Here is a 19213-nt window from a genome sequence, read left to right as displayed (position 1 = left end):
GCCACCCTACCGGCGCAGGGTGGCGGGACCGAACCAGGCGTCCGCCTGATGGACTCCGCTCAGCTGAGCGAATCGTCCGTCATGCGGGCTGGGTCGCCGAGGCGATGCGCTCGGCGCGCAGCGCCTCGTACCAACGGTCGTCCGTCGGCGGCAGCGCGTTGACGTCGAGGGCCAGCTTCAGCAGCAGGTCCGCGATCATCGGGTTACGGGCCATCACGGGCCCGTGCATGTACGTACCGAAGACCGTGTCGTTGTACGCGCCCTCGGTGCCGTCACCCGTGCCGTTGCCCCGGCCGAACTGCACCCGGGCGAACGGCCGAGCTGTCGGACCCAGGTGGGTGACGCCCTGGTGGTTCTCGAAACCGGTCAGCGGCGGCAGGCCCAGCTGCGGGTCGATGTCGGCCAGTACGTCACCGACGCACCGGGCTCCCTCGCCGCGGGTGGAGACCACGTCGAGCAGCCCCAGACCGGGCTCGCGCTCACCGAGGTCGTTGATGAACTCATGGCCGAGGATCTGGTAGCCGGCGCAGACCGAGAAGATGATCGCGCCGTTGGACGCGGCCCGGCTGAGACCGCCGTCGCGGCGCAGCCGCTCCGCGGCGAGCCGCTGCGGCCGGTCCTCACCGCCCCCGATCAGATAGATGTCGCCGGAAGTCGGGATCGGCTGGTCGCTGCGCACGTCGACGCGCTGCACGTCGAGACCGCGCTGCCGGGCCCGGCGCTCCACGACCAGCGCGTTGCCCTGGTCGCCGTAGGTGCTCAGCAGGTCGGGGTAGACCCAGACCAGACGCAGACCGTTGTTGCTCATGCTTCGTCCTCTCCGGAGGTGGCCGGGGCCGGGGTCAGTTGCCGACACGGCGGCGCAGGTCCTGGAAGGCGGTGTAGTTGGCGATGACCTCGATACGGCCGGGCGGGGCCTGCTGCACGGCCTCGTCCAGGCTCTCGCAGACCCGGAAGTCGAGACCGGCCACTTCGAGGCGGACCGCGAGGTCCAGCTTGCGGTCACCGAGCACGAAGATCGGGTGGCCGGCGAGCTGGGTGTAGTCGACGTCCCACAGCCACGAGGTGTCGGTGCCGTCCGCGCCACGGGCGTTGACGGAGAGGATCACCGGCGTGGGCGGCGGGTCGATCAGGGAAAACGTTTCGAGCCAGCCCGCCGGGTTCTTCGCCAGCAGGAGCCGCAGCTCACGGCCGAGGAAGGTGACCACGTCGTAGCGGCCCGCGACGGCCTGCACCTGATACATGCGCTCCAGCGCGACCTGTGGAGGCACCCCGAAGACGGCGGCGACGGCGGCCGAGCTGGTGGCGTTCGCCTTGTTCGCGCGACCGGGCAGCTGGAGGTGGATCGGCCACGCCGAACCGTGCGGGTCCAGGACGTAGTCGCCGTGCAGCACCCAGCTCGGCGCGGGGCGGCGGAAACCGCACTCGCCGCAGAACCAGTCGTCGCCGGGGCGCTGCATCACACCGCCGCAGGACGGGCAGGACCAGGCGTCGTCCTTCCACGCCTGACCGGCCGCGACCCACACCACGTTGGGGGAGGAGGACGCCGCCCAGACGATCAGCGGGTCATCGGCGTTGGCGACGATCACGGCCTTCGAGCCGGACAGCCCCTCACGCCACTTCTCGGCCAGCATCCGGGTCTCCGCGGCGCGGTCCAGCTGGTCGCGCGAGAGGTTGAGCAGCGCGATCACCTTGGGCGTCGTGTCCCGCGCGACACCGGCGAGGTACTTCTCGTCGACCTCGATCACGCCGTACCTCGCGTCCGAGCCACCGGCCAGGGCGGAGGTGATGCCCGCGGGCATGTTGGCGCCGAGCGCGTTCGACACAACCGGGCCCGCGGCCCGCAGCGCCTCGGCGATCAGCCGGGTCGTCGTCGTCTTGCCGTTCGTCGCCGACACGAGGATCACGTCCAGGTGCTGCGCCAGTCGCCCCAGCAGGTCGGGGTCGAGCTTGAGCGCCACCCGGCCGCCGATCACCGATCCGCTGCCGCGCCCCGCAGCGCGCGACACCGCCGCAGCGGCCTTGCCCGCCGTCACCGCCAGCTTGGCCCGCGGCGACAACGGCTCCGTGTTGCCTGCCATCGTCCTAGATCCTCCTTGCATCGGTCCGCGCCCAGCCTATCGATGTCCGGCACGGCGACCGCACCACGGCACCACCAGGAACGTGGAGGTCACGTGGAACGTACTCTTACGGCCATGCGAAACCGCCCGATCCCCGGCAGTTCCGGACTCGTCCGTGCCATGACCCTGCTCGGCGACCCGGTGCTCCACGGTGCCTGCGAGGAGGTCACCGACTTCGGGCCCTCGCTCGCCCGGCTGGTCGAGGACATGTTCGCCACGATGTACGCGGCGCAGGGGGTCGGGCTGGCCGCCAACCAGATCGGCGTCCCGCTGCGGGTGTTCGTCTACGACTGTCCGGACGACGAGGACGTCCGTCACCTCGGGCATCTCGTCAACCCGGAACTCGTCGAGGTGGACGGCATCACCGTACGCGGACCGGAGGGCTGTCTCTCGCTGCCCGGCCTGGAGGCCGCCACCCCGCGGTTCGACCATGCGGTGGTCGAGGGTGTGAACGTCGAGGGGGAACCGGTACGGGTCGACGGCACCGGCTGGTTCGCGCGCTGTCTGCAGCACGAATGCGACCACCTCGAAGGCTCCGTCTACACGGACCGGCTGACCGGGCTGCGCCGGGCGAGGGCGCTGCGCGCGGCCCGCCGGGCGCCGTGGGGGCGTACCGACTGACCGTGACCGTGCGCGCGACAGCATCTCAGCGGGCGGACGTCAGAAACCGGGGCCGCCCGGCCGGTCGTCCACGGCGGCCACCCTGCCCCACAGCAGATCGGCCAGGCTGCGCACCAACTGGGCGCGTGAGCAAGGGCGTTCGCTCAGCCACCAGTCGCCCGCAGCGTGCATCATGCCGACGATGCCGTGGCCCCAGATGCGGGCCATCTCCTGGCTGTCCGGCCCCAGGTCCACCCGCTCGGCGATCACCAGGGCAAGCTCCTCGCCGAGCCGGCGCAGCAGCGGGGCGGAGTGCCGCCCGACGTCGAAGCCCTGCTCGGGGGAGGGCGCCGCGTCGTCGGACGGGTGCATCAGGAAGCGGTAGACCTGCGGGCGGGCCTCGATCGCCGCCAGATAGGTGTCGAGCGTCGCCTCGACCCGCTGGCGGCGGTCGGCGGGGGCGTCGAGCGCTGCCCGCAGTGCGCTCAGCAGGGCATCGGTGTGGCGCTTGGCGAGCGCGCGGTAGAGGCCGCCCTTGTCGCCGAAGTGCCGGTAAAGGATGGGCTTGGTGATCCCGGCCTCGGCCGCGATGGCGTTCATCGACGCCTTGGGCCCGTCCCTGAGCACCACGCGGTCGGCGGCCTCCAGCAGCTCCCTGCGGCGCTGCTCGGCCGCGGTCCGCTGTCGCTCGGCCTGTCGTGTGGTCTCCATGTCGCCTCTCCCCACCCCTGGCCGTGCATATGGCCATGCGAGTCCGTTACGCACGCGCAACGTAACACTCTGCCCAGCGGTGCTGCCGAACGTAGCCTGACCGGTTGACACAGGCTACTAGTCGGTAACAGACTGCCGTTACCGCAAGTAACGGCTTGTTTTTACGGTAATGCATGGAGGGGAACATGGCCGAGTTCACGCTCGAGCTCAACGACGACCAGAAGCAGGTCCGTGACTGGCTTCACGGTTTTGCCGCGGATGTGATCCGCCCGGCCGCTGCGGAGTGGGACGAGCGTGAGGAGACGCCCTGGCCCGTCATCCAGGAGGCGGCCAAGGTCGGCATCTACTCCCTCGACTTCTACGCCCAGCAGTTCTTCGACCCGACGGGGCTCGGCATCCCGATGGCGATGGAGGAGCTGTTCTGGGGCGACGCGGGCATCGCCCTGTCGATCGTCGGTACGGGCCTGGCGGCCGTCGGCGTCCTCGCCAACGGCACCGAGGAGCAGATAGGCACCTGGATCCCGCAGATGTACGGCGACGCGAACGATGTGAAGGTCGCCGCCTTCTGTTCGTCCGAGCCGGACGCGGGCTCGGACGTCGCCTCCATGCGGACCCGCGCGGTGTACGACCAGGCCAAGGACGAGTGGGTGCTGAACGGCACCAAGACCTGGGCGACCAACGGCGGCATCGCCAATGTCCATGTCGTCGTCGCCGTGGTCGACGCAGAACTCGGTTCCAAGGGCCACGCCTCCTTCATCGTGCCGCCGAACACCCCGGGCCTCTCACAGGGCCAGAAGTTCAAGAAGCACGGCATCCGGGCCTCGCACACGGCGGAGGTCGTCCTGGAGGACGTCCGGGTCCCCGGGCACTGCCTGCTCGGCGGCACGGAGAAGCTGGACCAGCGCATGGCGCGGGCCCGTGAGCGGGCGCAGTCCGGCGGCGAGCGTGTGAAGAACGCGGCGATGGCCACGTTCGAGGCGTCCCGCCCGGCGGTCGGCGCGATGGCGGTCGGCACCGCCCGGGCGGCGTACGAGGTCGCGCTCGACTACGCCAAGACCCGTACCCAGTTCGGCCGGCCGATCATCGACAACCAGGGCATCGCGTTCCAGCTCGCGGACATGCGTACGCAGATCGACGCGGCCCGGCTGCTGGTCTGGCGCGCCTCCTGGATGGCGACCACGGGCAAGCCGTTCGAGTCCGCCGAGGGTTCGATGTCCAAGCTGTACGCGAGTGAGACGGCGAAGAAGGTCACCGCGCAGGCGATCCAGATACTCGGCGGCAACGGCTTCACCCGCGAGTACCCGGTGGAGCGGATGCACCGGGACGCGGCGATCTACACCATCTTCGAGGGCACGAGCGAGATCCAGCGCCTGGTGATCGCGCGCACGCTGTCGGGCATGCCGATTCGCTAGCGCGGTGCCGCGTGGGTGGGGTGCGGGGAGCCGGGGTGGTTGCGGTGTTCCCGCCTCCGCACCGTCCTCGATCGCCGGACGGGCTCGATGCCGCGCCGACGGCTGAGATCGTGCTGGGCGGGCTGAAAATTCGGCCCGCCCGGCACAATGCTGTCCGTCAGGCGGGGAGCAGGGCCTCGATCGCCGTCACGAGCTCCGGGGCCTCCGGCTCCGTGCGGGGGCGGATGCGGGCCACCGGCTCGCCGGCCGGGGAGATCAGGAACTTCTCGAAGTTCCACTGGACGTCGCCCGCTTCGCCGTCCGCGTCCGCGAGCTGCGTCAGTTCCACGTAGAGCGGGTGCCGTCCGTCACCGTTCACGTCGACCTTGGCCAGCAGCGGGAAGCTGACCCCGTACGTCGTCGAGCAGAACGTCTGGATCTCCTCCGCGCTCCCCGGCTCCTGGCCCGCGAACTGGTTGCACGGCACACCGAGCACGGTGAAGCCGCGGTCCCCGTACGTCTTCTGAAGCCGCTCCAGGCCTGCGTACTGCGGGGTGAGCCCGCACCGGGAGGCGACGTTCACCAGCAGGACCGCCTGGCCGCGGTACGCGTCAAGGGTGGTCGGCTCGCCGGTCAGCGTGTGGAGGGGGATGTCGTACAGCGTCATGAGGGTCTCCTTGTAAGTGTCTTGTTCAGTGCAAGCGGCTTGCCCGGTCATTGTTATGCCCGCGGCCTCATCGGCACGAAGCCGACTGCCCGGCCGTCCGGATCGCCTTGTAGTAGAACGTGGTCGGCTGCAGGGTCCCGGCCGGGTCGCCGGCGTAGTCCGGAATGGATCCGCACTCCGTCCATCCCGCCGCCCGGTAGAGGTGTTCGGCGGCGCTGCCGGTCTCGGTGTCCAGGACCAGCAGCGTCAGACCGGCCTCGGCCGCCGCGCCCTCGGCCACGGCCAGCAGGGAGCGTCCGAGCCCCCGGCCCCGCATCGACGGGCGCACCATCACCTTGCTGATTTCGGCGCGATGACGGGCGTTCGGCAACGGGGCCGCCTTGAGGCCGATGGTTCCCGCCACCCGCTCGCCGTCCCGGGCGATCCAGACGCGCTGGTCGCCCGCGTCGACCGCGGCGGCACGCCCCCGCCACCAGTCGGCGGCCGCACCGCGGTCGAGCGGCGCCAGGAACCCCACCGAGGCACCGCTGTCCACGGTCTCCACCAGGAGAGCGGCCAGCTCGTCGGCGTACGTGATCAGCTCGGGTCCGGTGACGGGGACGATCTCGATGCGGGGAGTGGATGCGGCGAGGTGAGTGGCTTCGGTCATGACTCGGGTCCTTTTCACGGCAGAACGATCATCACGGCATAGCGGACCGGGCCCGGGCCCGGGCAGTGGAAGTGCGAAGGGCCGCGCAGCCGGAACCGCAGACAGTCGCCCTCGCGCACGGTGTGCACCGTGTTCTCGACGGTGATCTCCACCGTTCCCTCCAGTACCCAGATGTGCTGTTCCACACCAGGCACCGGCGCCTGCTCGTACGCGATGCCTGCGCCCGCGTCGAGCGTCCCCTCGACGATCTCGGCACGCAGGCCGGCGTGCGGTGGCGAGACCGAGCGGCGAACGAAGCCGGACGCCTCGTCCCGCCACACCGGCTGCCGCGCGGCGCGCACCAGTTGCGGGGGCTCCGCCTCCACCTCCGTCAGCAGCCGTGACATCGTCCGCTCGTAGACCGTGCACAACCGCCCGAGCTGGGCGGCGGTCGGGCTCAGCTCGCCGCGCTCCAGGCGCGACAGTGTCGAGCGGCTGACACCGCTGCGCCGGGACAGCTCGTCCAGGGACCAGACGTGCTCGGTGCGGAGCTCACCCAGCCGGGCGGCCAGCCGGGCATCGACGGACGTCGGTTCCACCCCTTCAGGCTCTCTCACATCAGAGATCATATCCCTGATGTGAGAGAGCTCGTGGGTGGGATCGGCTGGAATGCCGACGGAGGTCCGTCATGCCACGCTGAGACGGGGGATCGCGCCCGTCCGGCCTGCTCGGCCGGATGGCCCTGCCACCCAAGGAGACCGACATGGCCAGTGACGCCACCAAACCCAAAGCGGGCACTGCCGGACCCGCCCCATGGCATGGGCCCACGTCCGGTACCACCGTCCTCGCGGCAGCCCTGATGATCTTCGGTGGAGTGATGGCGCTCCTCGAGGGGATCGCGGCCATCGCCAGGGACGACCTGTTCGTCGCTACGCGTCATTACGTCTTCCAGTTCAGCCTGGCGGGCTGGGGCTGGGTCCACCTCATTCTGGGCATCGTCATCGTCCTCGCCGGCTGCGCCGTACTCACCGGAGCACTGTGGGCGCGCTACTTCGGTGTGGTGGTCGCCGGGCTGGGCGCGATCGCCAACTTCCTGTGGGTGCCGTACTACCCCTTGTGGGCCATGGCGCTGGTGGCCATCAACATCTTCATCGTCTGGGCGCTGTGCACGGGCATGCACCGTGAAGCGGGCCAAGGCTCGGCGCCCTGACCCGGCCGTGCCCGGCGACCGTTACGCGTTACGGCAGTCGGCCCTGTCGCGGATGAGGAATCGCGACTCGCCGCCTAGTGTGCGAGTCATGCCGGAGAGCGCAACGTCCCAGGGAGGCGCGGCGGGGTGCGAGAGCGAGATGGCCCCGGCGCCCGACCCCCGCCGCTGGCAGGCACTTGCCGTATGCCTGGTGGCGGGCTTCATGACGCTGTTGGACGTGTCCATCGTCAACGTCGCCCTGCCGTCGATCCGTAACGACCTGCGGAGCCCGGAATCCGATCTGCAGTGGGTCCTGTCCGGCTACTCCCTCGCCTTCGGGCTCCTCCTCATCCCCGCCGGGCGGCTGGGCGACGCCCGGGGGCGACGTGAGGTGTTCCTGGCGGGGCTGGCCGTGTTCACGCTGGCGTCGGTGGCCTGCGGAGCCGCCCCGTCCAGCTTCTGGCTGGTGGTCGCCCGGGTGGTTCAGGGCCTCGGCGGAGCCTTGATCTCGCCGCAGATCTCCGCGTTGATCCAGCAGATGTTCTCCGGCCAGGAGCGGGGCCGCGCCTTCGGCATGTTCAGCACGGTGGTCGCTATCTCGACCGCCGTCGGCCCCCTGCTGGGCGGGCTGCTGATCCAGGCGGCGGGACGGGAGGGGGGCTGGCGCTGGGTGTTCTTCGTCAACCTGCCGCTCGGTCTTGTCTGTTTCCTGCTCGCCCGGCGCCTCCTCCCGGACACACCGGCAGCGGGCCGCGTACGGCCGAGGGACCTCGATCCCGTCGGCGTACTCCTCCTCGGTGCGGGCGTGCTGGCCCTGCTGCTGCCCTTCATCCAGGCACAGCAGTGGCCCGGCGACGGGAAGTGGCTGCTGGTTGCCGTGGCCGTGGTGCTGCTCGGCGTCTTCGCCTGCTGGGAGGCCCGGTGCGGCGGGCGTGGAACCATGCCCGTCCTGGACATGTCGCTGTTCCGGCTGCACTCCTACTGGCTGGGCTGTCTGCTGAGCCTGCTGTACTTCGCCGGATTCACCTCGATCTTCTTCATCAGCACTCTCTACCTTCAGGCCGGACTGCACTGCACCGCCCTTCAGGCCGGACTGGCCATCACGCCGTTCGCTCTGGGGGCGGCGGCCGCCGCCGGACCAGCTGGCCGGATGGTAGGCCGCTACGGGCGACCGCTGGTCGCCGTGGGGCTGTCCATGGTGGTCGTCGGACTCGGCGCCACCGTGTTCGCCGTGCACTTGGTCCCGGGCAGCGGCGTCGCCTGGGCGATGGCGGCCCCGCTGCTCCTGGCGGGTGTGGGCAGCGGCCTCGTCATCGCCCCGAACCTGACCCTGACCCTGTCCCAGGTGCCGGTGGTCGGCGGCGGGAGCGCCGCGGGCACGCTCCAGACCGGCCAGCGCGTCGGCTCGGCGATCGGGATCGCCGCGGTCGGCTCGGTCTTCTTCGCGCGGCTTCCCTCCGCCGGCTGGAGGGCCGCGTTCGACAGCGGGCTCATCGTCTCCGCCGCCTTCGTGCTGGGCGCTCTCGTCCTGGCGATGACCGATGTGGGAATCTCCCGGCGGAACACGAGACGTACCCACGGCCTGTCCGACCCCGGCCCGTCCGACTGGAAGGGAGACCACGATGAGTCACCCCACCGGCAGTGAGCCGGACGGCAACGCAGCGTACGGACACAAGCCGTTCAAGCGGTCCAGGAGCCACTTCGCCGACCGGATCACGGCCGACGGCCGCGACGGATGGCCGGTCGAGGCGGGCCGCTACCGGCTGGTCGTCAGCCGTGCCTGCCCCTGGGCGAGCCGGGCACTCGTCTCGCGGCGGCTCCTCGGCCTGGAGGACGCCCTGTCGCTCGCCGTGGCCGACCCGATCCAGGACGACCGCAGCTGGCGCTTCGCCCTGGACGAGGGCGGCCGCGACCCGTTGCTCGGTATCGCATATCTCAGCGAGGCGTACGAAGCGCGCGAACCCGGCTACTCCGGCGGTGTCAGCGTGCCCGCGATCGTGGACGTACCCAGCGGGAAGCTCGTCACCAACGACTTCCAGCAGATCACCCTGGATTTCGCGACCGAGTGGACCGCGCTGCATCGGCCCGGAGCGCCCGATCTCTACCCCGAACGGCTACGGGACGAGATCGACGAGGTCATGGGCGGCGTCTACCGTGACGTGAACAACGGCGTGTACCGGGCCGGATTCGCCAGCGGCCAGGAGGAGTACGAAGCCGCGTACCACGATGTGTTCCGTAGACTCGACCTGGTCTCCGAACGCCTCAGGGACCAGCGCTACCTGGTGGGGGACACGCTCACCGAGGCCGACATCCGGCTGTTCACCACACTCGTGCGCTTCGACGCCGTCTACCACGGGCACTTCAAGTGCAACCGCTCGAAACTGACCGAGATCCCGGTGCTCTGGGCCTACGCCAGGGACCTGTTCCAGACCCCCGGATTCGGCGACACCGTCGACTTCGACCACATCAAGCAGCACTACTACCGGGTGCACACGGGTATCAACCCCACCGGCATCGTGCCCCTGGGTCCCGACCTCTCGGGCTGGCGGACGCCGCACCATCGGGAGCAGCTCGGCGGCCGGCCCTTCGGCGACGGCACCCCACCCGAGTAGGGCTGCGGACCGGTCGAACGCTGATCTCTACCGGTGCCGGGGTCGTGCCCGGGCCCCTTCTACGGCTGGAGGGGGTCGGGACACGAGTCGTCCGACTGCTTCATCGTCCATCCGTCCCCGAGCACCTGGACGCTCGTGTGTCCGGGGGAGCGTTTCGCATGGACGGGCGGAGCCGCAGTGGCGCCGTCCTGATTCGCGTCCGCGGACAGCGCGGCAAACGGCCGAGTCACGTGAGCCACCGTGCACGCCAACTGCCGCATGGCCAGGTGGCTGAGGGGAGGGACACCTTCGGGGAGCTGGATGGAGAAGGTGTCGTCGCCGCTGATCGCCACGTCCGGTGTATCCGTCAGGCGGGGCAGTTCCGTGGTGGCCGTCACGGCCTCGCTCGTGGTCGGTCCGCGGAAAAGCAGACGCACGACGGCCCCGATGTCCCCAGGGTCGCCGACCTTGCGGGAATATGGCGCCAGATCACCGTTGTGCAGGAAATAGAGCGGGATGACGGTTGGCGCCGAGGGCTCTGGATCGGGAGAGAACATGCCGCTCGCCGGTGCACCGGCCTGGATGACGTCGGACGGGGGGACTCCGCACGCCGAGAGTGTGAGCGCGGCCGTGAGCCCGGCCAGCAGCGCCGCCACGCGCGAGCCCCTCACCAGGCACTCCCAGTGGCGTCGTCGGCCGCGGAGTCGCGGTGCAGGGGGAGTTCGACCGTGAACACCGCGCCGCCCTCGGGCAGGTTCGCGGCACTGATGCGTCCTCCGTGCAGGTGCACGTTCTCCGCCGTGATGGCCAGGCCCAGCCCGCTGCTCTCGCTTCTGGTCCGTGTGGTGCCGGCTTTGTAGAAGCGTTCGAAGATGTGCGGCATCGCTTCCTCGGCGATCCCCGGTCCGTTGTCGGTCACCTCGATGACGGCCCACGCCACGTCCGCTCGTTCCTTCCTCACGCCCATGCTCAGCCGCACCGGCGGCGCCCCGTGCCGCAGCGCGTTGCCGACCAGGTTGGCCATCACCACGTCGAGCCGGCGCGGATCCACGCGCGTCCTGAGCACACCTGGTCGGGGCAAGCGGGTCTCCACCTGGCCCTGCCACCCCCGAGAGGCCAGGGTGTGCTGTACGAACTCGGCCAAGTCGATCTCGTCCAGGTTGAGTTCAGCCGCGCCCGCGTCGAAGCGGGAGATCTCCATCAGGTCGTTCACCAGCACGCTCAGCCGACTGGTCCCCTCGCTGATGAGCTGCAACGCCTCGCCGGTCTCCCGGTCCAACCGCAGCGCCTTCTCGTCCAGCACGTCGGTGACCGCCGACATCGCCGCCAGCGGCGTGCGGAGTTCATGGGAGACGTCCGCGACGAAGCGGCGCGCCTGGGCCTCCAGGCGGCGCAACTCCGCGACCGACTCCTCCAGCGCGGCCGCCGTGTGGTTGAAGGATTGCGAGAGGTCGGCCAGTTCGTCGGAGCCGTTGACGTCGAGCCGGACGTCGAGGTGCCCCTCGGCCATCCGGCGTGTGGCCCGGCGCAACGCCCGCACGGGACGGAGAACGCCGCTCGCGGCCAGCAGCGCCAGGACGACGGCGAGGCAGAGTGCCACCAGGGTGGCGTGTTCGATGGCGCTGACCATCGCTTCGACGTAAGCCTGTTCGGTGTTCTGCGGCACCACCAGGTACATCACGAGCCCCGAGAGCTTGGGCTCCGTACCCTCGCCGCTGTTGTACGTGACCGGCATCCCGACGACGAGGTAGGGATGCCCGTCGGCGTTCACCCGCTGGAACACCGCGGCACGTGTGGTTCCTACGGACCGGCGCAGTTGCGGGCTCAGCATGTCGAAGTCGGCACTCGGCGCGTAGGCGCGGAGGCTTCCGTACGTGGCCAGTACTCGCCATCCTTGTGCCTGATTGGCGTGGAGCACCTGGTTCACCGCCGTCTGCAAGGCCGACTGGCTCGGCGGCAGGGGGGTATAGACAGCCACGGCGTCGATACTGGTCCGGAACTGCCGGATGACGGAGTCCTGGCTCTGCTGCAGCACCCCCGTGCGCGCCTCCCGGAAGGCGAGGGCTCCGGTGCTCAGGGCGCCGGCCACAGCGACCAGGGCGAAGGCCACCACCAGGCGGGAGCGCAGGCCTCGCAGTGCAAGCGGGACGTGCACCAGGGCCGACCGGAGGAACCGCACCGGCCTGGGTCCCCGCCTGGCTGTGACGGCCTCGGGCTTCCGTACGGTTTTTCGTGCCCGCACGGATGTCTGGCCGCTCACCGTTTACCGAAGCGGTAACCGAAGCCGCGAACGGTCTGGATGTACCGGGGGTCCCCGCCCAGCTCACCGAGCTTGCTGCGCAATCGCTTCACGCAGGCGTCCACGAGCCGTATGTCGCCGTGGTAGCTGTGCTCCCAGACCGCTTCCAGCAGCTGCTGGCGGCTGAACACCTGGCCGGGCGAGGCCGACAGGGTCAGCAGCAGCCGAAGCTCGGAGGGGGCGAGCGCGACGGGTTCACCGCGGTGTGTCACCACGAGCCCGGCCCGGTCGATGACCAGCTCGCCGTGCGACTCCGCCCTGGGTCGGACGGTGTCGGAGACCGTCGTGTCCTGCCTGCGCAGCACGGCCCGTATTCGCGCGTCGAGCACCCGCGCCTGCACGGGCTTGACCACGTAGTCGTCCGCGCCGGCCTCCAGCCCCACGACCACGTCGATGTCGTCCCCCTTGGCGGTCACCATGATGATCGGCACCTGGTCGCGATCCCTTATCCGCCGGCACACGTCGAGGCCGGACATGCCGGGCAGCATGAGGTCGAGCACGACGACGTCCGGATGGAAGGGGAGGAGCTGTTCCAACCCCTCTTCACCTGTTCCGGCGGCGAAAACGTCATGCCCCTGATACCGCAACGCCAGCTGGACGGCCTTACGGACATCTGGGTCATCTTCGACAAGTAGGACTCGTGGCACTTTGACAGTATGCACAGATCGTGTTCGGTGACTGTTCCAGGGGAGGTTCCCTCTCGGGAGCTGTTACAGAAGGATCACAAGGGGCGGGGACGCGCGGGCGGTCTCCGGTCGGCATGTCGTCGGGTGGACGGCTCCTCGAGCCGTCCTGCCGGTGTGAGCGGCGAGAGCCGCCGGAAGGCCACTCGTTACCCTTTCGTGATTATCCGAACCAATGGCGATCATCTGACCTGATCAGTGTCAGCTGCCATGCATTCGGCACGAGAGCGGGAATCCGCACCGCCCACCGGCAGCGCCGTGGCCTCCGACCGCGTTGGCCGTCAGCAGCGGTCATCCCATCGCGGTGGCCGTCGGCACGGCTCCTCCCACCGCCGGGGGCGTCCGCGCCGCCGGGGCCGGAGCTATGGGATCGGCGTGCTGGTGGCCGCCGGTCTGCTCGGCTCCGCGGTGTTCTTCCTGGACGGCGGACGAAGTGACGCGTCGAGCGGTGCGCCGCGCCCGCGGAGCACGGTCATCACCCCCACCCCGCCGACGCCCACCACCTCGCCGACGCCGACGCCGACCCTCACCGAGATCGATGTCCCCGCGACGGGCACCGGCGCGTTCGTCACCGCGCATGCCGGTGGCGCGAAGGTCGGTCATGGTTCGCATCTGCTCCGCTACGTGGTGGAGGTCGAGACCGGGCTCGACATCTCGCCGACCCAAGTGGCGAACGAGATCGCCGACATACTTGCGGCCCCCCGGGGCTGGACCCACGACGGGGTTTCCTCGTTCCAGTTGGTGAGCGCGGGGGAGCCCTATGACCTCAAGGTGAGGATCGCGACACCGGGAACGGCGGACGCCCTGTGCTGGGAGGGCATCCACCAGGACACCGAAGGCGAATACAACTGCGAGATTCGCAACGGGGTGGTGGTGAACCTCAAGCGCTGGGTCGAGGGCTCGCCCACGTTCAACGGTCCGATCCATGACTACCGGGCGCTGATCATCAACCACGAGATGGGGCACTTCCTGGGTCACCCGCACATGACCTGCGCGGGGCCCGGGCAACTGGCCCCCGTCATGATGCAACAGATCAAGGGCCTGCACGGATGCATCGCCAACGCCTGGCCCTATGACAAGAGTGGTCACTTCGTCTCCGGGCCGCACGTGACGTGAACCGGCGGCGACCAGGCGTCTCCCCGGTCGTTGCGGGACCGGCACTCGGATCGGGCCGCTTCGCAGCCCGGGCCGGGGCGACAGCTGGCGGGCAGCCGGAAAACCGGCGTTACAGCTTGGTCATGGTCCGAACCAGCGGCCATCACCTGCGGACGCCAGTCTTTGACTCGGTGACAACGCCCCGGCTGTCAAGGTCGGCGGGCGACTCTCGCAGCGCGTGTTTCCGGTGCAAGGACGCTCCCGTGCTGTCGGTGTGAGCAGTGGGCAGCGCCTCTCGATCCCAAGCTTCCCGTGGCTTCCCCATGGTCTGTCACGGGACATCAACACCCTCTCGATCGGATGGAAGAGAATGTCTGGATCCCGCACTGTTCGGAAACTGGCCGTAGCGGTGAGTCTGCTGCCGCTGCTGGCGGCTTGCGGCACCGAGGCGGCTTCTCACTCGGCGGGCGACGGGAAGCCCCGGGCCGGGTCGTCGGGGCAACTCGACGTTCCCGCGGACGCCGGCGCGGACCTCAAGAAGCAGTACCTCATGGAGAACGCGATCGCGTCCTGCATGAAGAAGCAGGGGTTCACCTATACCCCCGAAGCCCCCATGGATCCCGCGTCCTCCTGGGCCCATGACGGGGCGGACTACGAACTGACCAAGAAGTTCCGGCAGAAATACGGCTTCGGCTACTCCGCGGCCGCTGTCTACCCCGATGATCCCCAGGTGCCGGGCAGCAAGGCGGCGACCAAGCCCTCGGCCAACGCGGAGTACGTCGCCACGCTCACTCCCGCGCAGAAGACCGCCTACGACAAGGCGATGGGAGGCCCCCCGGACCCGAAGGTCGGCGAAAAGGACTGGACCGGTTGCGCGGGAACGGCCAACAAGAAGGCATACGGCACCGCATCGGCCCAAGAGCGGAGCGCCGCAACCGCGTCCCGGAACCAGGCGAACGCGCAGGCACTCAACGGTGATCAGAAGCTGGTCGGCCTGGCGCAGTCGTACGCCTCGTGCCTGAAGAAGGACGGCATCCCCGTCACGACCACGCAACCGACCAGCATCGGGGAAATGGTGAAGCTCCAGGCGGCCACGTCCGTTCCCGCCGGCGCCCGCGGGTCGGGCGCCGCCGCTGCGGACGGGACCTCAGAGGAACCCATGAGCAAGGACGAGGCTCTGCCGCTGCTCACCAAGGAAATCGACCTGGCGATGAAAGACCTGGAGTGCGGCAAGGAATTCCGGGCCGCCTACTTCCCGCAGTTCCTGAAGGCGCCGGGATCCACCGGTGCCGGGTGAGGCAGCACCGGAACCGGGTGAGCAGGTGTCCCGAGCAGTCGGGGAAGCCAGCTTGAACAGGCTGTGACCACCTGGTCGTCCGCGTCGGCCGCACGGGACAGCAGGGGGAAAGGAACACCCCGGTGCCGCCCACGACGACGGCACCGGACTGTTCGTCACACCGGCGCCGTGTTCCCGGTGCTGTTGGCGCGGGGGAGCCCAACTCCCGCGGCTCCCATTGATTGGCAACACCCACTCTCGCGATCGGATGGAAGAGAATGTCTGGATCCCGCACCGTTCGGAAACCGGCCGTAGCGGTGAGTCTGTTGCCGCTGCTCACCAAGGACATCGCCTTGGCGATGCAGGACCTGGAGTGCGGCAAGGACATCGCCTTGGCGATGCAGGACCTGGAGTGCGGCAAGGAATTCCGGGCCGTCCACTTCCCGGAGTTCCTGACGGGCTCGTTCCACGGAGGTGCCGGATGAGGCAGCGCCGGAAACGTGAGAGCAGCCGTCCCAAGCAGCTGGGGATCATCGTTGCCGCGGTGGCGCTGGTGGGAATGGGCGGTTGGTTCGCCGGATCGCAGATGCAGTCACCGGCGGATGCGGCTGCCGCACACCAGGCGCCGAAGGCCGGACCGGTCACCGCCGCGGTCGAGCGGCGTTCGCTGACCGCGAGTGTGGTGGCTCAGGGCTCGGTGGAGTTCGCCTCACCGCAGAGTCTGCTCCTGGCCGGGCCTGTCGGCCCCCCGGATGCCGGCTCCGGGGGTTCCGGGTCCACCGACGCCGTCGTCCAGCGGGTCACCAAGGCACCGGTCGCCGGGTCGGAGGTGAAGGAGGGCGACGTGCTGATGCAGGTGAGCGGCCGACCGGTCCTGGTGCTGCGTGGATCGGTACCGATGTACCGCACCCTGGGTCCCGGCACGTCCGGGGACGACGTCAAGCAGCTCGAGCAGGCCCTGACCCGGCTCGGATTCAACCCCGGTGGGACCAACGGGAATTACGGGCAGGGAGACGCCGCGGCGGTGAGCCGCTGGTTCAAGAGCAAGGGCTTTCACGCGCAGGAGCCCGGTGTCGCGGACAAACAGCAGCTGGGAACGCTTGAAGCGGCTGTGACCAGCGCTCAGCAGGCCCTGCTCGCGGCCAAGAATCCGGGCAGCGGCTCCGCGGGGTCCAGCAGCGGCACCGGCACCGGTGGTGAATCCGGAAAGCTGCAGCTCAAGGCAGCACAGCAGCAGTTGGACGCCGCCGACGCCGCGCTCTCCGCCTTCCAGGCCGGCTACGGAACCAAAGTCCCCGCAGGCGAGATTGTCTTCCTGCCGGATCTGCCGGCCCGGTTGGACAAGGTGTCCGTGAAGATCGGTGACACCCCGTCCGGACCGGTCGGCACCGTGACCAGCTCCAAGGTCGTGGTGCAGGCAGTGGTACCGAGCAACGACGCCAAGTTGCTCCACAAGGGCATGACAGCGCAGGTGGAGACCCCCGACGGCAAGAAGGTGGAGGGGCAACTGGTGGCGCTCGGCGACGATGTGCCGAAGAACGATGCGGGGAACGGTGAAATCCCGGCGGGCGCGTCAGGTGGCGGAGGTGATGATGCGTCGGCTCCTGTACCGGTGCAGATTTCCATCCCGTCGGGCGAGCTGACCAAGAACGCGAACGGGTCCGCGAAGGTGACCATCAAGGTGGGCGCGTCGGACGGTGACGTATTGACGGTGCCCATTGCCGCGCTCCACACATCGGCCGACGGGCAGGCCAAGGTGCAGGTCCGGCGCGGCAGCGAAGCGGTGGATGTCCCCGTCGAGGCGGGTCTCTCCGCGGAGGGACAGGTGGAGGTCACGCCGTCCGGTGATGCCCTGAAGGAGGGCGATCAAGTGGTGGTCGGGCAATGACCGAACTGCCGCCGTCCGTCGTGCCCGACGCCGATACCGTCATCCAACTGGTCTCCGTAGAGCGGACCTTCGACTCCGAACCGCCGGTGCATGCCCTGCGGGACGTGAACCTGACCGTCCGGCGCGGCGAGCACCTGTCGATCGTCGGTCCGTCCGGTTCCGGCAAGTCGACGCTGCTCAACACCCTCGGACTGCTGGACCGCCCCACCTCGGGCGCCTACTGGCTCGACGGTGTGGAGACCAAGACGCTCGGTGACCTCGAGCGCACCTCGCTGCGCGGCAGCCGGATCGGATTCGTCTTCCAGTCCTTCCATCTGCTGCCCTACCGGACGGTGGACGAGAACGTCATGCTGGCCGAGGCCTACCGTCGGCCGCGCCCCGGGCGCGGCCGTGCCGGCCGCCGCACCAGGGCCGAAGAGGCACTCGAACGGGTGGGCCTGGCGCACCGGTTCGGCTTCCGGCCGGACAGGCTCTCCGGTGGTGAAAGGCAGCGTGTGGCGATCGCCCGTGCGCTGATGAGCGAGCCTGCTCTGCTGCTCTGCGACGAGCCCACCGGCAACCTCGACAGCGAGAACACCGAGTCGGTGCTGGACCTCTTCGACGAACTGTGCGACCAGGGCATGACTCTGGTCGTGATCACCCACGAAGAGACGGTCAGCAAGCGGGCCCACAGGCGCGTAAGGATCAGCGACGGACGGCTCACGGAGGAGAACCGATGAGGGCCCGAGCACGCGTCCTGGAGCCGGCGGCCCCAGTGGATCCGGCAGACCCGGTGGGCCTGCAGATCGCCGACCGGTACGCCGACGGACGGCACACCACTCGCCGGGGACGTGCACGGCGTCGCGGCAGGGCCAGGGTCGTCGAGCGTCCCTGGATGGACTTCAGGGACCTGTGCACCGAGGCGCTGGCGGGGGTACTCGCCCGTCCGATGCGCTCCGCCCTGACCACACTGGGCACGGTTCTGGGCATCACCACCCTGGTCGTCACCATCGGGGTCTCGTCCACGGCGGGCAATCAGATAGTCGGCCGGTTCGATGCCCTCACCGCCACGTCGGTCACGGTCGTGGTACCCCCGCCGGCCCCGTCGGCCGACCCCGTCCCGCTCGTGGACTGGTCGGGCGCCGACGCGGTCGGGCGGCTGGCCGGGGTCGACTCGGTGGCGGCGATCGCCGACTCCACTGCAACCGCGAGCGTCCAGGTACGTGCGAATGACGTGGTGTCCCCCGGGGACGTCACCGGTCAGACCATGGCGGTCCTCGCCGCGTCCCCCACGCTGCCCGCCGCGGTGCGCGGCAGGATGACCGCCGGGCGCTTCTTCGACGACGGCAACATCGCCAGGCACGACCGGGTGGCGGTGCTCGGCGACCAGGCCGCACAACTCCTCGGCATCAGCTCGATACAGGACTCTCCCGCGGTCTTCCTGAAGGGCCAGGCCTACACCGTGATCGGGATTCTCGGCGGAGCCGAGCGGGAACAGCAGCTCTCCACCGCGGTGATCCTGCCGCCCACGACAGCCGAGGACCAGCTGGGCCTGGGAACGGTGACCCGGGTACTGATCAACACCGCGCTCGGCGCGGCGAAGCAGGTTGCCCACCAGGCCCCGATCGCGCTGGCTCCCGGAGCCGAGGACGCCCTCGCCGTCACGGCGCCGTCCGACCCGACCAAGGCACGCCAGGGAGTACAGGGCGACGTCAACGGCCTGTTCCTGGTACTCGGACTGGTCTCGCTGGTGGTCGGGGCCATCGGTATCGCCAACGTGACGCTGGTGACGGTCATGGAGCGGGTCGGGGAGATCGGACTGCGCCGCGCTCTCGGCGCCTCGCGACGGCAGGTCGCCGGCCAGTTCCTGGTGGAGTCGACGACCATCGGACTGCTCGGCGGCGTCATCGGCGCCGTCCTGGGCATGGTCGTCGTGGTGGCTGTCTCCGCCATCAGGGACTGGACTCCGGTCCTGGACGTCCGTCTCGCTCTCGGAGCCCCGGTCGCCGGAGCCCTCGTCGGACTCGTGGCCGGTCTCTACCCGTCACTGCGGGCCTCCCGCATGGAGCCCGTCGACGCTCTTCGCTCCTGAGGGC

20 protein-coding genes are annotated in these 19213 nt (G+C 69.6%); 11 read left to right on the top strand and 9 right to left on the bottom strand.

Features of this window, described 5'->3' with window-relative positions; all coding sequences use genetic code 11:
- Positions 1 to 79: 79 nt before the first annotated feature.
- Both ACIA8E_RS21690 and ACIA8E_RS21685 read right to left on the bottom strand, forming a co-directional pair.
- The gene (locus ACIA8E_RS21690; protein ID WP_030921963.1) at positions 80 to 808 is read right to left on the bottom strand and encodes a type 1 glutamine amidotransferase; all 729 of its coding nucleotides are present in this window, start codon (positions 806 to 808) and stop codon (positions 80 to 82) included.
- Positions 809 to 842: 34 nt separating this feature from the next.
- Positions 843 to 2081 carry a MurT ligase domain-containing protein gene (locus ACIA8E_RS21685; RefSeq protein ID WP_399300649.1) on the bottom strand — a complete coding sequence of 413 codons (1239 nt, stop codon included), beginning with the start codon at positions 2079 to 2081 and terminating at the stop codon, positions 843 to 845.
- A gap of 114 nt (positions 2082 to 2195) precedes the next feature.
- Here ACIA8E_RS21685 and def point away from each other — a divergent pair, with 114 nt between their 5' ends.
- A complete protein-coding gene (gene def, locus ACIA8E_RS21680; RefSeq protein WP_355773077.1) occupies positions 2196 to 2741 on the top strand; it encodes a peptide deformylase in 546 nt (181 codons plus the stop codon).
- A gap of 39 nt (positions 2742 to 2780) precedes the next feature.
- On the opposite strand, the gene ACIA8E_RS21675 is transcribed toward def, so the two are convergent.
- Positions 2781 to 3431 carry a TetR family transcriptional regulator gene (locus tag ACIA8E_RS21675; RefSeq protein WP_399300645.1) on the bottom strand — a complete coding sequence of 217 codons (651 nt, stop codon included), beginning with the start codon at positions 3429 to 3431 and terminating at the stop codon, positions 2781 to 2783.
- Positions 3432 to 3616: 185 nt separating this feature from the next.
- Between ACIA8E_RS21675 and ACIA8E_RS21670 the strand changes: the two genes are divergently transcribed.
- The gene (locus tag ACIA8E_RS21670) at positions 3617 to 4843 is read left to right on the top strand and encodes an acyl-CoA dehydrogenase family protein (RefSeq protein WP_399300642.1); all 1227 of its coding nucleotides are present in this window, start codon (positions 3617 to 3619) and stop codon (positions 4841 to 4843) included.
- Between the two features lie 157 nt (positions 4844 to 5000).
- Here the strand turns inward: ACIA8E_RS21670 and ACIA8E_RS21665 are convergent, their stop codons facing one another.
- The 3 genes from ACIA8E_RS21665 to ACIA8E_RS21655 all read right to left on the bottom strand — a co-directional run bounded on the left by ACIA8E_RS21665 (position 5001) and on the right by ACIA8E_RS21655 (position 6746).
- Positions 5001 to 5489 carry a glutathione peroxidase gene (locus ACIA8E_RS21665; protein WP_399300639.1) on the bottom strand — a complete coding sequence of 163 codons (489 nt, stop codon included), beginning with the start codon at positions 5487 to 5489 and terminating at the stop codon, positions 5001 to 5003.
- A 67-nt stretch (positions 5490 to 5556) separates the two neighbouring features.
- Complete coding sequence (locus ACIA8E_RS21660) at positions 5557 to 6138, bottom strand: GNAT family N-acetyltransferase (protein ID WP_399300636.1); 582 nt, start codon at positions 6136 to 6138, stop codon at positions 5557 to 5559.
- Between the two features lie 14 nt (positions 6139 to 6152).
- The gene (locus tag ACIA8E_RS21655) at positions 6153 to 6746 is read right to left on the bottom strand and encodes a helix-turn-helix domain-containing protein (RefSeq protein WP_399300633.1); all 594 of its coding nucleotides are present in this window, start codon (positions 6744 to 6746) and stop codon (positions 6153 to 6155) included.
- A gap of 134 nt (positions 6747 to 6880) precedes the next feature.
- Between ACIA8E_RS21655 and ACIA8E_RS21650 the strand changes: the two genes are divergently transcribed.
- The 3 genes from ACIA8E_RS21650 (at position 6881) to ACIA8E_RS21640 (ending at position 9918) form a co-directional block, all read left to right on the top strand.
- On the top strand, positions 6881 to 7327 hold the full coding sequence (locus ACIA8E_RS21650) for a hypothetical protein (RefSeq protein WP_399300630.1): 447 nt from the start codon (positions 6881 to 6883) through the stop codon (positions 7325 to 7327).
- An 88-nt stretch (positions 7328 to 7415) separates the two neighbouring features.
- Positions 7416 to 8951, top strand: a complete 1536-nt coding sequence (locus ACIA8E_RS21645) for an MFS transporter (RefSeq protein WP_399300627.1) — start codon at positions 7416 to 7418, stop codon at positions 8949 to 8951.
- Complete coding sequence (locus ACIA8E_RS21640) at positions 8929 to 9918, top strand: glutathione S-transferase family protein (protein ID WP_399300624.1); 990 nt, start codon at positions 8929 to 8931, stop codon at positions 9916 to 9918. The genes ACIA8E_RS21645 and ACIA8E_RS21640 overlap by 23 nt, the downstream gene beginning before the upstream one ends.
- Before the next feature lie 59 nt (positions 9919 to 9977).
- On the opposite strand, the gene ACIA8E_RS21635 is transcribed toward ACIA8E_RS21640, so the two are convergent.
- The 3 genes from ACIA8E_RS21635 to ACIA8E_RS21625 all read right to left on the bottom strand — a co-directional run bounded on the left by ACIA8E_RS21635 (position 9978) and on the right by ACIA8E_RS21625 (position 12843).
- Complete coding sequence (locus tag ACIA8E_RS21635; RefSeq protein WP_399300622.1) at positions 9978 to 10568, bottom strand: hypothetical protein; 591 nt, start codon at positions 10566 to 10568, stop codon at positions 9978 to 9980.
- Entirely contained in the window at positions 10565 to 12052 is a 1488-nt protein-coding gene (locus tag ACIA8E_RS21630) for an ATP-binding protein (RefSeq protein WP_399300619.1), read from the bottom strand. Before ACIA8E_RS21630 ends, ACIA8E_RS21635 begins: the two co-directional genes overlap by 4 nt.
- 101 nt (positions 12053 to 12153) lie before the next feature.
- Positions 12154 to 12843, bottom strand: a complete 690-nt coding sequence (locus tag ACIA8E_RS21625) for a response regulator (protein WP_399300616.1) — start codon at positions 12841 to 12843, stop codon at positions 12154 to 12156.
- Between the two features lie 417 nt (positions 12844 to 13260).
- On the opposite strand from ACIA8E_RS21625, the gene ACIA8E_RS21620 reads away from it, so the two are divergent.
- The 6 genes from ACIA8E_RS21620 to ACIA8E_RS21595 all read left to right on the top strand — a co-directional run bounded on the left by ACIA8E_RS21620 (position 13261) and on the right by ACIA8E_RS21595 (position 19209).
- On the top strand, positions 13261 to 13995 hold the full coding sequence (locus ACIA8E_RS21620) for a DUF3152 domain-containing protein (RefSeq protein ID WP_399300938.1): 735 nt from the start codon (positions 13261 to 13263) through the stop codon (positions 13993 to 13995).
- Positions 13996 to 14344: 349 nt separating this feature from the next.
- On the top strand, positions 14345 to 15271 hold the full coding sequence (locus tag ACIA8E_RS21615; protein WP_399300613.1) for a hypothetical protein: 927 nt from the start codon (positions 14345 to 14347) through the stop codon (positions 15269 to 15271).
- A gap of 257 nt (positions 15272 to 15528) precedes the next feature.
- The gene (locus ACIA8E_RS21610; RefSeq protein ID WP_399300610.1) at positions 15529 to 15735 is read left to right on the top strand and encodes a hypothetical protein; all 207 of its coding nucleotides are present in this window, start codon (positions 15529 to 15531) and stop codon (positions 15733 to 15735) included.
- Positions 15732 to 17138 carry a peptidoglycan-binding protein gene (locus ACIA8E_RS21605; protein ID WP_399300607.1) on the top strand — a complete coding sequence of 469 codons (1407 nt, stop codon included), beginning with the start codon at positions 15732 to 15734 and terminating at the stop codon, positions 17136 to 17138. Before ACIA8E_RS21610 ends, ACIA8E_RS21605 begins: the two co-directional genes overlap by 4 nt.
- On the top strand, positions 17135 to 17857 hold the full coding sequence (locus ACIA8E_RS21600; RefSeq protein WP_399300604.1) for an ABC transporter ATP-binding protein: 723 nt from the start codon (positions 17135 to 17137) through the stop codon (positions 17855 to 17857). Before ACIA8E_RS21605 ends, ACIA8E_RS21600 begins: the two co-directional genes overlap by 4 nt.
- Positions 17854 to 19209, top strand: coding sequence for an ABC transporter permease (locus ACIA8E_RS21595; protein WP_399300601.1), 1356 nt, complete (start codon positions 17854 to 17856; stop codon positions 19207 to 19209). Before ACIA8E_RS21600 ends, ACIA8E_RS21595 begins: the two co-directional genes overlap by 4 nt.
- The last annotated feature ends 4 nt before the right edge of the window (positions 19210 to 19213 follow it).

This window comes from Streptomyces sp. NPDC051664, assembly GCF_044453545.1.
Lineage (GTDB): Bacteria > Actinomycetota > Actinomycetes > Streptomycetales > Streptomycetaceae > Streptomyces.
This window is presented reverse-complemented; position numbering and strand designations above follow the sequence as displayed.